The 12646-nt window shown below is 39.5% G+C and carries 12 protein-coding genes; 8 read left to right on the top strand and 4 right to left on the bottom strand.

Annotation, left to right across the window (positions count from 1 at the left end; translation table 11 throughout):
• Positions 1-8 precede the first annotated feature (8 nt).
• Positions 9-1004 carry a signal peptide peptidase SppA gene (sppA, locus tag EHQ52_RS01080; RefSeq protein ID WP_135613444.1) on the bottom strand — a complete coding sequence of 332 codons (996 nt, stop codon included), beginning with the start codon at positions 1002-1004 and terminating at the stop codon, positions 9-11.
• Between the two features lie 169 nt (positions 1005-1173).
• Here sppA and EHQ52_RS01075 point away from each other — a divergent pair, with 169 nt between their 5' ends.
• From EHQ52_RS01075 to EHQ52_RS01055, 5 genes are all read left to right on the top strand, one after another.
• On the top strand, positions 1174-2046 hold the full coding sequence (locus EHQ52_RS01075) for an aldose epimerase family protein (RefSeq protein ID WP_135613443.1): 873 nt from the start codon (positions 1174-1176) through the stop codon (positions 2044-2046).
• 76 nt (positions 2047-2122) lie between these two features.
• Entirely contained in the window at positions 2123-3820 is a 1698-nt protein-coding gene (locus EHQ52_RS01070; protein ID WP_135613442.1) for a DNA repair helicase XPB, read from the top strand.
• 14 nt (positions 3821-3834) lie between these two features.
• Positions 3835-5052 (top strand): pyridoxal phosphate-dependent aminotransferase, encoded by a 1218-nt coding sequence (locus tag EHQ52_RS01065; protein ID WP_135613441.1) that lies wholly within the window; start codon positions 3835-3837, stop codon positions 5050-5052.
• A gap of 4 nt (positions 5053-5056) precedes the next feature.
• Positions 5057-6046 (top strand): SH3 domain-containing protein, encoded by a 990-nt coding sequence (locus tag EHQ52_RS01060; RefSeq protein ID WP_135613439.1) that lies wholly within the window; start codon positions 5057-5059, stop codon positions 6044-6046.
• Positions 6031-6846, top strand: coding sequence for an alpha/beta fold hydrolase (locus EHQ52_RS01055; protein WP_135613438.1), 816 nt, complete (start codon positions 6031-6033; stop codon positions 6844-6846). The genes EHQ52_RS01060 and EHQ52_RS01055 overlap by 16 nt, the downstream gene beginning before the upstream one ends.
• On the opposite strand, the gene EHQ52_RS01050 is transcribed toward EHQ52_RS01055, so the two are convergent.
• The gene (locus EHQ52_RS01050; protein ID WP_135613436.1) at positions 6821-8278 is read right to left on the bottom strand and encodes a sodium:solute symporter family transporter; all 1458 of its coding nucleotides are present in this window, start codon (positions 8276-8278) and stop codon (positions 6821-6823) included. The genes EHQ52_RS01055 and EHQ52_RS01050 overlap by 26 nt on opposite strands.
• A 116-nt stretch (positions 8279-8394) precedes the next feature.
• On the opposite strand from EHQ52_RS01050, the gene thrB reads away from it, so the two are divergent.
• The gene (gene thrB / locus EHQ52_RS01045; protein WP_135613955.1) at positions 8395-9372 is read left to right on the top strand and encodes a homoserine kinase; all 978 of its coding nucleotides are present in this window, start codon (positions 8395-8397) and stop codon (positions 9370-9372) included.
• Here the strand turns inward: thrB and EHQ52_RS01040 are convergent.
• Complete coding sequence (locus tag EHQ52_RS01040) at positions 9369-10013, bottom strand: hypothetical protein (RefSeq protein ID WP_135613434.1); 645 nt, start codon at positions 10011-10013, stop codon at positions 9369-9371. The two genes, thrB and EHQ52_RS01040, sit on opposite strands and share 4 nt — an antisense overlap.
• A 3-nt stretch (positions 10014-10016) precedes the next feature.
• The gene (locus EHQ52_RS01035; RefSeq protein ID WP_135613432.1) at positions 10017-10334 is read right to left on the bottom strand and encodes a hypothetical protein; all 318 of its coding nucleotides are present in this window, start codon (positions 10332-10334) and stop codon (positions 10017-10019) included.
• A gap of 230 nt (positions 10335-10564) precedes the next feature.
• Between EHQ52_RS01035 and EHQ52_RS01030 the strand changes: the two genes are divergently transcribed.
• Together EHQ52_RS01030 and EHQ52_RS01025 are read left to right on the top strand one after the other, a co-directional pair.
• Positions 10565-11632 (top strand): DsbA family protein, encoded by a 1068-nt coding sequence (locus EHQ52_RS01030; protein WP_135613431.1) that lies wholly within the window; start codon positions 10565-10567, stop codon positions 11630-11632.
• Between the two features lie 32 nt (positions 11633-11664).
• Entirely contained in the window at positions 11665-12645 is a 981-nt protein-coding gene (locus tag EHQ52_RS01025; RefSeq protein WP_135613430.1) for a malate dehydrogenase, read from the top strand.
• Position 12646 lies beyond the last annotated feature (1 nt).

Below are 12646 nucleotides of genomic sequence, written 5' to 3'. Positions count from 1 at the left end.
TATAAACCTTATTCGGGTGAAAATAGATAATGCAATTTGTGATCTGGAGAGATCCGGAAAGGAAGCAAGGATTCCAATAATGTAGGACCAGTTCCTGTATTACTATCTATCTGGTAGAAGTTTTCAGGTTGAGGACCCTTATAAGAATAGAATACAATCCTTGGGCTAAGTGTAGAAGAAGCTTTATAACCTGGAAGTTTAGTCACTTGAATAACTGCATCTTCAAAATAACCAATAGAATCAATGAGTCCAGTTTCTAAAGCTTGGTTTGCAGAATAAATTCTTCCGTCTGCTAATTTTCTAAGTTCAGATTCTTTTAATTTAGGTCTTCCTTTTTTGATAATACTTAAAAACCTTTCGTAATTCTCCATGATGATATCTTGGAAAACTTTCTTTTGTTCAGGAGTGAATTCCTCAACAGGATTTCCTGTGGCCTTGTTTGGACCGGAACGGATTGTGCTACTCTTGATCCCTAATTTGTCCAAGGCTTCCTTTACATTGATCCCGAATCTAAGAACTCCGATGGAGCCTGTTATAGTTGTAGGATGAGCTTGGATATGATCAGTTGCCATACTCAGATAATATGCACCTGAAGCAGCGGTGTCCATGAATAGAGAAAGAACTGGCACATTCTTCTTCTTTTTGAATTCTAAAATTTCATGATGGATTAGATCACTTGCAGTAACTGAGCCGCCAGGAGAATCTATTTTTAAGATTACACCTTTTATCGCAGGATCTGTTGCTGCCATAGACAAATAGGTTTTAACCCTGCTGACTAAGCTGTCCTTTTCTCCGCCTAAAAGCCCTCCTGAGGATTTTTGTCCGGAGATCTCTCCTTCGATTGGAATAAGTAATATTTTATCAGGGCTTTCTGTAGAAGAACCTGTGACTAATTTTTCTTTAGGGACAGGAGAAGTTTGGTTCGGAAAAGAAAGAAACAAACACTGGCTTAAGAATAAGATTCCTAATACAAATAAAATGGATTTGTGGAAAAGGAATTTCATCAGGAAGCCTCCAGCCCATTCTGAGAGGCCTGGGTATCGCTTCAATTCCTTTCCTTTCTGTTTGGTGTCCAAAAAAAAGTCTCAGATCCGTTTTTTACTTTCCCTCTCAGCTAGTTTTCCCAACCTCCTTCCCGCAATGTATGAATTTCGGACGGAGAACTCTAGTTTTTTGACCGACGGTACCCAATGGATTTCTTGGGACTGGACCCATCCAATTAGCAAGGAAAGTTTTCCGATCATTCTTCCTTATAATAAAATCCTGAGTATATTCGAATCAGGTAATTTTCTAATGTTCCCGTGGGTGAATCGATATGCTTCCGCAGAATTCATTCTAAACGGAAAAGGGTGGGATACAAAGGAAATGATCCGAGATTCTAATCAGTTTCCAGTTCATGGGTTAGTACATTCTTTAGAGAGAAAACTTTTAAAACTAAAGAATAACCAAAAGGGTGCAGAGTTCAGAGTAAACTTTCCGGAAGAATGGAAAGATTCTCCACTTTCTGGAATTGCAATCCGAGAAGAATATTCAATCGAAGAGACTTCTTCCGGGACTCTTCTAAGTGTGAAGACTAGATTTAATAATTTAAGATCAGATTCTATCCGATTTGCTTACGGTTATCATCCTTATATAAATTTAGGAAAAAATGATGAAGATTGGAAACTTCATCTTCACTTGGATAAAAATTTGGAATTAGGAGAGAACCTAGTTCCGATCCAACCTTTTATTTCTAATCCAATTTCTTCTGTTTTAGAAGGGGAGAAAATCCCAAGTTTAGATCATTTGTTCTACGGAAGAGAACCAAGAGTTGTTTTGGAAAATGGAACCAAAAAATATTCTATCACTGTCTTAAGTCCTCCACCGGAGGAAGGACAAATTCCATTAAACTATTATCAAATTTATACAAAACCAGATCGTTCTGCGATCGCAGTCGAACCTTGCAGCTCTCCAGGCAACGCTCTCTTGTCAGGACAGGATCTAAAAGAGCTTAAAGGTCACTCCGAAACCTTCGGAGAATTCAGGATTTTGGTGAGAGCGTCATGATTCGGCCTTATAATCGCTTTCTTCTTGACAAGGAGGGGGTCATTTTCAGTCTAAGTTTTAGGGGAGATTCCACGCCGTGAGTAAACCGTTAATCGTACAAAGTGATAAGACTATGCTTTTAGAGGTGGATAATCCTGAATTCGAAGCCTGCCAGCTAGTCGTAGCTAAATTCGCGGAATTAGAAAAAAGTCCGGAATATCTACACACTTATAGAATTTCTCCTCTTTCCTTGTGGAACGCTGCATCTATCAAAATGAGTGCAGACGAGATCGTAGAATGTTTAGAAAAATATTCTAGATACTCGGTTCCTAAAAACGTAGTCAACGAGATCAAAGAACAGATCGGAAGATACGGAAAAGTAAAACTAGTCAAGGAAGAGAATGGAGATCTTTGTATCATCTCCAATGAAAAAGGATTTTTACAAGAGATCTCTAACCATAGAGCGGTCCAGCCTTATATCGAAAAGACTGAGAACGATAAGATCTATATCAAAAAAGAATTCAGAGGCCATATCAAACAGGCTCTGATCAAGATCGGTTTCCCTGTAGAGGACCTTGCAGGTTACGACGAAGGAAACAAATACGGATTCAACCTGAGACCTACTACCAAGTCTGGTAGAAAGTTCGGAATGAGAGATTATCAAAGAGCCTCCGTGGAAGTATTCCATGCTGGCGGTGGAAACGAAGGTGGATCCGGAGTGGTGGTTCTTCCCTGCGGTGCTGGTAAAACTATCGTAGGTATTGGTGTGATGCAGATCGTAGGAGCAGAAACTCTGATCCTGGTTACGAACACACTTTCTATCCGTCAGTGGAAAAACGAAATTTTAGACAAAACTGATATTCCTGAATCTGATATTGGAGAATACTCAGGAGAAGTGAAGGAGATCAAACCGATCACAATCGCTACTTATAATATTCTCACTCACAGAAAGAAGAAAGGGGGGGATTTCACCCACTTCCATCTATTCAGCGCGAATAACTGGGGACTAATCGTTTATGACGAGGTTCACTTACTTCCAGCTCCCGTATTTAGAATGACTTCTGAATTACAGGCAAAAAGAAGATTGGGGCTTACTGCAACCCTAGTCCGAGAAGACGGGCTGGAAGAAGATGTATTCAGTCTCATCGGACCTAAAAAGTACGATGTGCCTTGGAAGGAACTGGAAAGTAAATCCTGGATCGCGGAAGCAAAATGTAAAGAGATCCGTGTTTCTATGGAAGACGATCTTCGTATGAGATATTCTATCGCAGATGATAGGGAGAAGTTCCGCTTGGCCTCCGAAAATCCGGAGAAATTGAAAGCGATCGGAATGATCATGAAGAAACATTCACAGTCTCATCTACTTGTGATCGGGCAGTATATCAATCAGTTGGAAGAGATTTCCAAAACTTTCAAAATTCCTCTAATTACAGGAAAAACTCCTTTGGGAGAAAGACAGGAATTGTATGATGCGTTCAGATCGGGTAGGATCAAGTCACTGGTCGTTAGTAAGGTTGCTAACTTCTCCATCGACTTACCGGATGCGAATATCGCAATCCAGGTTTCCGGAACCTTTGGTTCTCGTCAGGAAGAGGCACAACGTTTGGGCCGAATCTTAAGACCTAAAGGTGAGGATAATACAGCGGTTTTCTATTCTTTGATCTCAAGAGATACGAACGAAGAAAGATTCGGTCAGAACAGACAACTTTTCCTTACAGAACAAGGTTACGAATACGAAATATATACTCTAGACCAATTCAGAGAATCACTCGAAGAAAAAGTCGGAGTCCAATAAAAAGAGAGGACCAAATGGAATGGAACGCAAGAAGGCTGGATGTAATCGAGCCTTCACCCACCCTAGCAATCAGCGCTAAGGCGGCAGAACTAAAAAAGAAAGGCGAAGACATCGTAAGTTTCGGAGCAGGAGAACCTGACTTCGAGACACCGGCCCATATTAAAGAGGCTGCTAAAAAAGCGATCGATAAGGGAATGACCCGTTACACTGCCGTTTCCGGTACGGTGGAACTCCGAGACGCAATCATCACTAAATTCAAAAGAGATAATGGACTGGAATATTCCAGAAACCAGATCATTGTAGGAACAGGCGGAAAGCAGGTTATCTATAATTTCTTCTTAGCTACCTTAAATCCTGGAGACGAGGTTGTGATCCCGGCTCCTTATTGGGTAAGCTACGCGGATATAGTACGTCTAGCCGAAGGTAAGGCAGTCATTGTTCCTACAACCAAAGCAGACAATTTCCGAATTTCTCCCGCACAATTAGAGAAAGCGATCACACCTAAAACAAAGGTAGTGGTTCTGAACTCTCCATCTAATCCAACTGGTTCTGCATATTCCAGAAAGGAATTAGAAGCAATTGGAGAAGTGATCTTAAAACATAAGGTCATGGTTTTAAGCGACGATATCTATGAGAGTATCGTTTTTGACGGATTCCAATTTTCGAATCTGGCAATGCTTTCTCCTGAACTAAAGGAACTTACATTCGTAACCAATGGTGTGTCCAAAGCATACTCCATGACTGGTTGGAGAATCGGTTATGGAGCTGGACCTTTGGATATTATCCAAAACATGGATACTATCCAAAGTCAGTCTACATCCAATCCTTCTTCTATCTCCCAAGCTGCCGCAGAAGCTGCACTGAATGGAGACCAGGCTTGTGTAGCTGAAATGGCTAAAGCGTTCCAAAAAAGAAGGGACCTGATCGTAGGACTTTTAAATGAGATCCCAGGTGTAGAAGTGAATGTTCCTCAGGGTGCATTCTATGTATTCCCTTACCTGACTGGTGCTTATGAAACTGATGGTTTCAAAAAGTTACAGGCTGCAAGTTCAGAGACAAGCAAGAGTAAATTATTCTGTGCTCATCTTTTGGATAAGTATAAAGTAGCCGCAGTTCCAGGGATCGCATTTGGAGACGATAATGCACTTCGTCTATCTTATGCGATGGGAGAAGAGGACATCAAAAAAGGTGTCTCAAGAATTTCCGAAATGGTAAAGGATTTCTCCCGTTAAAAGAATGTATTTACGCCGGTTAGTATATCTAATACTGATCGCGGCATGTACATTCTCCATTTCTGCTCAAGGCAGAAAGCAGTACATCGTTTTAGATCCGGGAACAGAACTCTATCTGTTCCCGGAAAAAAAATCGGAAGTGCTACGCAAACTTTCCTTTGGTGAAATTCTTTCTGCAGAAAACCAGAAAGAAGCAGATTCCAAATTTCAATTACTCACAGACAAAGATGGGCTCACAGGTTGGGTGGATTCCCGTGCATTATTTAGAATGGGAAGTAAGGGAAGTTATCCTGTAATCACTAAGGCTATCGAAAAACTATTGTACCAAGATTCTGGGCCAAACGAATTGGAATCTGTTTTTACCTATTTAACAAAAATAGAAGAAGGTCCTATCTTCCAAGGAAACGAGTATTTATTCCTGAAGATCCGTAGGCTAGTTGTCCTACAAAGATATTCAGAAGTTTTACAATCCCCTGAATATAGATCCAAATCTAGACAAAAGTTAGAAGACCTTTTAAAGAATAATCCAACTGAACTCGGAGTATATTCCAAAACAGGAAATTGGACAGATACATTATCTAATGCACCAGAAGGTTCAAAACTAAAAGTCAGACCGGAAACTTTTTGGAAAGTAGCAGAAGCTTATCCAAATTCTAAACCTGGAGACTTTGCAGCATACTTAGCTGTAAAATATACACCAGAGATCAGATGTGGAAGAGATCCAATTTGTGTTCTCCAAGACGAAGAAAATCGCAGATTAAAATATCTACTTCTCCAACCGAATGGGAACTATGCTCCTATATTCTCTTCCCATTTAGAAAAGAGATTACTCCATTTTTCCAAGGATAGAGAAACTTTGGTGTGTGATACCAAACTTCCTAAAGAATCAGGTCTCAAAAATTTCAGAACTAAAGTACAGGAACTTCCTTCCAGATATGGAAAGAAGTTCTATTCTAAACTGAAAGTGATAGAAGAGGAATGTTTAAAGAAGTGAAACTTTTCTTTAAAGAATATCCTGCTAAAGAAACCGCAAAGTTAACTACTCCTATCTTAATATTACACGGACTATTCGGTTCTTCTAAAAACTGGGTAAGCGTTTCCGATTTTTTAAGCCATTATTCTAAAGTATATAGCTTGGATCTCAGAAACCATGGAGATTCGCCGCATTCGCCAGAACATTCTCTTAGTTTAATGGCAGAAGATGTAAAAGAATTTATAGAAGATCATAAACTAGGTAAAGTAATCCTGCTTGGACATTCTATGGGCGGACTAGTTGCGATGACATTTGCTCTTAGACATCCAGAAAAGATACAAGATCTAATCATCCAAGATATTGCTCCAAGAGACTATGAATTCAAATATGAAGGGGAGCTTGCCGTTTTAAGAACGGATCTTTCTAATTTTAAAAATAGGCAAGAAATAGATTCAGCTACTTCGAACTTCGTAACGAATCCATTTATCCGTAACTTTTTGCTGATGAATTTAGATAGAACAGAATCTGGGCAGTATCGCTGGAAACTGAATGTGGATGCAATCTCTCATTCCAAAAATATGTTCCAAGCGGAATTTTCCGGAGCAGATAAACAATATTCTGGAAAGGTAATATTTATCATAGGTGGAGATTCTGAATATTTTCATACAAGTGATAAGATTGTATGTTTAGAATATTTCCCGAACGCCAAATTTGAAACAATTCCTGGCGGTGATCATTATATACATTTTACCAAAGCAGAAGAATTTCGAAAAATCCTTACCACTTTTATGGATTCTATCGTTTCTGATTCGGGAAAATGAATCCCGCAATCAAAGCAAAACTCCAGAATAAGATCATTCCAAGTGGAACAAGCACCGTGAAATTATAGTTTTTCACTGTTCCGAAAATTCCAGTTACTAAGATAGATCCAGCAAGAGCTAAGGCTAGTCCTAGATCCGAAACAGTAATTCTCTTTCTTAAGAACGGAATCACTTCTGTTAAGAATACAGCCACCATCGATCCTACTGTAAAGGAAGAGATCTTTAACCCCAATTCTAATAATCCTTTTGTATAATTCTCAGGAAGGGAGAAGAAGAAGAGGGAACTGAAAAATAGTAAGATCCCGAAGAATAAAGAAGAAAGTTTCTGCCCGCCTAAATTCCAACCAAAATCAGCCTTTGCAGTTAAGGATAGAGAATTTATGGAACTGGATAATGTAGACATTGTAGATGCCAATATCCCAGAAAGCAGCAATCCTAAAAATGGGGCAGGAACTTCTTCTATTAGAAATTTAGAAAATACCTTATCCTGAGCGATTGTCTGCCCATTGAATTTATAGAATAAGAAGGTCCCGATCCCTAAGAATAATATCATTTGGAAGAATACTGCAATTCCAGAGCCTATCATTGCTTTTTGAGCATCTTTTACGTTTCTTGCGGCGAGAGATCTTTGGATAAACATTTGGTCTGCGCCATGTGTTCCTAAACTTAATAAGCCACCGCCAAGCACGGCCCAAGGCATAAAATAAGTTGCGGAAGGATTCTCCCATTCTAAAAACCTGAGTTTGTTTCCTTCCCAAGCAGAAGAAATAACTGTTAAAGGTTCAGGACTTGTTTGGTAAAGTAGAACGAGTGCAAATACTCCTCCGAATACATATACAAAATATTGTAATGTATCCACCCAAACGACTGATCTGAATCCGCCTTGCATTGTATATAAAACAGTGATCAGGGTGACGATTGCTAAGGTCCAAACTCCAATCGAATATTGACTAAACGAATAGGGTAAAATTTTAGGAAGCCCTAACTCGAGTAACATCGCAACAGGAAGTGTGGATGCATAAAGTCTGACACCATCTCCTAAAATTCGAGTCACTGAAAAAAGAGCGGACATTGTTTTTTGGGACTTTCTTCCGAATTTTGTTCCAACCCATTCGTAAACTGAAAGAAAATTATGATGATAGGTAAGTGGGATCAGAACTAATGCAACGACTGTTCTTCCTAAAATATATCCGAACACTACCTGTAAGAATGTGAAGTTTCCTGAATAAGCAATTCCAGGAACCGAAAGAAAGGTCAATGCAGAGGTTTCCGTCGCTACAATGGAAAGTGAAAGTGGAACCCAAGAAAGAGATCTGTTCGCTAAGAAGAATTCCTTGGATTCTGAACTATTACGTCCGGATTTATAACCGGAATATAGAACGATCCCAAAATAGAAAAATAAAACAAGAGCATCGGACCAAGCAAAATGCATACGCGAGCATTCTTTCTTCCTGGAACCTAAGCGCAAATCAGAATTCTTTTTGTTTTAGAAAAGCAAATGACGATCGGAGAATTTCCCAAAAGATGGCAGAAAATCCGGATACTCGTATGAGCGCGGCAAAATACAAATTCCAAATCAAGGTCCCAGGAACTTCTGCAAATTTAGGTTCTGGTTTCGATCTATTGGGATTGGCCTTCCAGATTTATAATGAGTTCAGCTTTGAATTCGGAAAAACCTCAGAATTTACTAGAAAGATCAAAGGATCTTCTGCTCCTGTATTTACGGATGATGAGGATCTAGTTTTACAATCTTATAAAACGTATTTTTCGGTATTTGTATCTCCACAAATAAAATCATCCTCTTCTCCCATTCCTTATTCTGTTACTATGGAGCTTGGACTTCCTTTAAAAGGTGGTTTGGGTTCTAGCGCGAGTGCAGTGGTAGCTGGATTTTCTGCTGCAAGGTTCGCACAAGAGAAATATTTTCCGGATACTAAACTTCCTAGTGAAGCAGAGTTCTTATACCAGCTCGCTTTATTAGAAGGTCACCCTGATAATACAACTCCTGCTTATTTAGGCGGATTTGTTTTTTCTTATTTTGCGGAAGAGAAACTTTATTATTTTAAAAGAAAATTCCCTAAGAATGTACATTGTTTCTTTCTAATTCCTGAATTGGAGATTTCTACCAATCATTCTCGGAAATGCCTTCCAGACACTTATCCTGTTTCTGATATTATTTTTAATTTAAGTAGAATGTCTACTTGGTGGGAATTTTTGGAATCAGGAGAGCCTGGACTTCTTAAACGAGCATTAGAAGATAAGATCCATACTCCTTATAGAATGAATTTAGAATTTCCACTTTTGCCTCTTGTGCAAGAAATTGAAAAATCTGCGATAGGTATTTCTCTTTCTGGAAGTGGTCCTGCAGTTCTTGTCTATACTAGAAGAAAAGATTCCAAAAGACTGGAGAAAAAGTTCTCAGAGCTTACAAAACAATTTTCTGAAAAATCAGGGATACTATGTAGGTTAGTTCCTCTTTCTCCAGATACGAGTGGAGCTAAAATATCTTCTAAAAAGATCTCTTAATCTTCTTCCGAAGATCTTTCCTTACCGAATGGATAGAGTCCTTTTTTATCCCTGGATCTGGTAGAAAGTCCTGGATGGATCTTTTGCACTGAGAATATAAATCTCATTCTTTCCTTTCCAAGCTTATTCACAAAAAAGTTAGAAGTAATCCCTATCTCAAAGTATTGAGTCATACGATCCTTGATAATCTTATCAGAGATCCTAAAGGATGCAGTTTGCCCTATGATCTCATGGCTTTCTAATTTTTCCTGAGATTCCATTTTAGCAAAATGCTGCATACGAGGGGGTTTCATAATTGCAGGGCCGGAGCGATTGATTAGAATATCATAATCTTCCGTATCTTTGCCTTTTTTTAGAACGAATACTAGATGATCGTCCTGTATGGATTTACAGAGAGTAGGGATGTTTCCGTAAACTTGCCCTACAGAAAATTTATAAAATCTGGTGCTTTCTGGAACTACGATTTCGTAGGAATCTCCTTCTTCAGGAGGATCCATTTGGCCTGGGCGTGTTTTGGCAGCGTAAGGGCGTAGTACTTCCCAATAAAAAAAGAATCCCATTCCTGAAACTGCAATGAGTGACAGGACACCTAAGGCTAAATCTAGCTTGGGCGAAAATACAAGAGCTAACTCAAAAGACAATTGTTAGCCTTTTAAATCTATCTTACCGCGACCGGTATTTGTTTCTGAAACAGAGCTGAATCTGGAACTTACGATCATAGATAAAAGATCCTTCATTTGTTCTGGGCTGATTACTTGGCTCAATCTTTCTTCTGCACTTACTGGACTCGGTTTCATTACCAACTCATCTGCTTTGGGTTCGTTTTTCAGTTTGATTCCTTTCCAATCGGCAGCATGGATTTCCAGCACATCACCAATTGGTTCTTGTTCGGGTTTAACTTCTTTCTGCACCGGAGACCAAGTCGCCGGATACTGTCCCGAATGTATCCCATTTACGTTCATAAACCTAAACCTCCGTTTTCAGGTCTCTATTAATTCCTATCGGAAATCCGATTGCTTGCTTAATTTTTTTTCGAAATAATTCCTTTATAAGCCTGAATTTGAGCGTTTTTTTTCCATTGGATTGGGGACGATTTCTGCCTTTTTCGCCCCCCGAATTATTCGTTTGCCTCCCATACTCAGCTTTCTAAATTGGCTGGTAGGGGAGCTTTTCTCCCTTTGGTAAGGATATTATGTCTGAAGAAACTTCTTCCACTTTATTAGGCCGTGTTTTTGGTCCGAAATTCAAGGAGGCTCTTCCTTGGATCTTTTTAGGTTATTTTTTAGTCTCTATCGCTATTATTATAAAACTTTCGATCCCAGAACATTATATGAGAGTTGGGACTTTCGGATTCTATACTATCTCTGATATTAAGAATGATAACCCAGGTGCTTATCGTAAATATCTGCAGGAAAATAACCAGCAGATGTACAGAATGTTTTCCCAACTTGCTTCTCAAGAGATCTTAAAAAAAGAAGCAGCTGCCAAAGGAATTCCTGTAGAAGAGCTGACTAAGTTTGGAAGAGGATATGAACCTGTTCCTGATGAGATCGTGGCTGCTTATAATCAATTCAAGAATGAGCCTGGCTTAAAAGGAAAATCATTTGCCGAAGTCAAAGTAGAAATTGCAAAATACCTAAAAGCAGTGCAAGCTGATAGAGAAAGACAAGCATTCTTCGGAAGAATGAGACAAGAATATAATACAGAGATCATTGGACCTGAACTTCCTCCTCCGACTAGAGTTGCGATCGAAGCTAGCGAGAATCCAACTCTTGGACCTGGTGATGCAAAAGTTACTATCGTAGAATTTTCAGATTTTGAATGTCCTTATTGCGCGATGAGCCAGACCACTACTAAAGCTCTGAGAGAACAATATAAAGATAAAATTAAATGGGTCTTTAGGGATTTCCCTATGGACTTTCATAGAAACGCAATGTTTGCCCACGTTGCTGCGAACTGTGCTATTCCTCAGGGAAAATACTGGCAGTACAATAGTCTTCTTTTCGAAAACGGAAGAAAATTAGAAAGAGGGAATGTAATCAGACTAGCTCAGCAAGCTGGTTTAGATATGGGAGCATTCAACCGTTGTATCTCTGACGAAGAAAAGATCAAAGGTGAGATCGAAGCAGATATGCAAGCAGGACAAAGTTACGGCGTGAACGGAACGCCTGCATTCTTCATTAACGGTATTTTAGTGGAAGGCAATATGCCGATCCAAAATTTCACGAAGATCATCGACGAAGAGCTAAAAAATAACTAAGCTCTAAGTATATAAAAAGTTAGGAGTTTCAAATGGCAAAAACAGTTAAGGTAGCAGTTACGGGTGCCGCTGGGCAGATCGGATATTCTTTATTATTTAGGATCGCATCCGGTCAAATGTTCGGAGCGGACACTCCTGTAGAGATCCAAATGTTGGAACTGGAGGCAGCTCTTCCTGCTGCTAAAGGTGTGATCATGGAATTGGAAGACTGCGCCTTTCCTCTTTTGCAAAAAGTAAGTGTTTCCGCGGATCTAGATGTTGCCTTTAAAGACATCAACTGGGCGCTTCTTGTAGGTTCCGTTCCAAGAAAAGCTGGAATGGAAAGAAGTGACCTTCTTAAAATAAACGGTGGGATTTTCGTAAATCAAGGAAAAGCAATCGAGAAGAACGCTTCTTCTGACGTAAGAGTTTTAGTCGTCGGAAACCCTTGTAATACAAACTGTCTTATTGCAATGAATAATGCAAAAGGAGTTCCTACAGATCGTTGGTTTGCGATGACCAAACTGGATGAGAACCGTGCTAAATCCCAACTTGCTATCAAATCTGGAAATCTTGTAAAAGATGTAACTAATCTTGCGATCTGGGGAAACCACTCTTCTACTCAATACCCTGACTTCTATAATGCTAAGATTGGTGGAAAAGTAGCAACCGACGTGATCAAGGATCATGATTGGTTAAAAGGCGATTTTATTAAAAATGTTCAACAACGTGGAGCTGAGATCATAAAAGCAAGAGGAGCTTCTTCTGCTGCATCTGCTGCTAACGGAGTTGTTGATACTGTTCGTCAGATCATCACTCCAACTCCAGCAGGAGATTGGTTCAGTGTTGCTGTTACTTCTGACGGATCTTACGGTGCTGATAAGGGGCTAATCTTCGGATACCCTGTGAAGTCAGACGGAACTAAAGTCGAGATCGTTAAGGGACTCGAATTGAACGACTTCGCAAAAGAGAAGTTCAATATCACTCATGACGAACTTAAGTCAGAAAGAGACGAAGTAAAAGGGATGTTATAAT

The organism is Leptospira koniambonensis (assembly GCF_004769555.1).
In the GTDB taxonomy this organism is placed as follows: domain Bacteria; phylum Spirochaetota; class Leptospiria; order Leptospirales; family Leptospiraceae; genus Leptospira_B; species Leptospira_B koniambonensis.
The sequence above is the reverse complement of the archived record's forward strand: the minus strand, read 5'-3'. Positions and strand labels throughout refer to the sequence as shown.

Bases quoted from the DNA above. Each gene is read 5' to 3' on its own strand.
- EHQ52_RS01060 (WP_135613439.1), top strand. From the start codon at position 5,057: ATGTATTTACGCCGGTTAGTATATCTAATACTGATCGCGGCATGTACA.
- EHQ52_RS01065 (WP_135613441.1), top strand. From the start codon at position 3,835: ATGGAATGGAACGCAAGAAGGCTGGATGTAATCGAGCCTTCACCCACC.
- EHQ52_RS01050 (WP_135613436.1), bottom strand. From the start codon at position 8,278: ATGCATTTTGCTTGGTCCGATGCTCTTGTTTTATTTTTCTATTTTGGG.
- EHQ52_RS01055 (WP_135613438.1), top strand. From the start codon at position 6,031: ATGTTTAAAGAAGTGAAACTTTTCTTTAAAGAATATCCTGCTAAAGAA.
- thrB (WP_135613955.1), top strand. From the start codon at position 8,395: ATGAGCGCGGCAAAATACAAATTCCAAATCAAGGTCCCAGGAACTTCT.
- sppA (WP_135613444.1), bottom strand. From the start codon at position 1,004: ATGAAATTCCTTTTCCACAAATCCATTTTATTTGTATTAGGAATCTTA.
- EHQ52_RS01030 (WP_135613431.1), top strand. From the start codon at position 10,565: ATGTCTGAAGAAACTTCTTCCACTTTATTAGGCCGTGTTTTTGGTCCG.
- EHQ52_RS01035 (WP_135613432.1), bottom strand. From the start codon at position 10,334: ATGAACGTAAATGGGATACATTCGGGACAGTATCCGGCGACTTGGTCT.
- EHQ52_RS01025 (WP_135613430.1), top strand. From the start codon at position 11,665: ATGGCAAAAACAGTTAAGGTAGCAGTTACGGGTGCCGCTGGGCAGATC.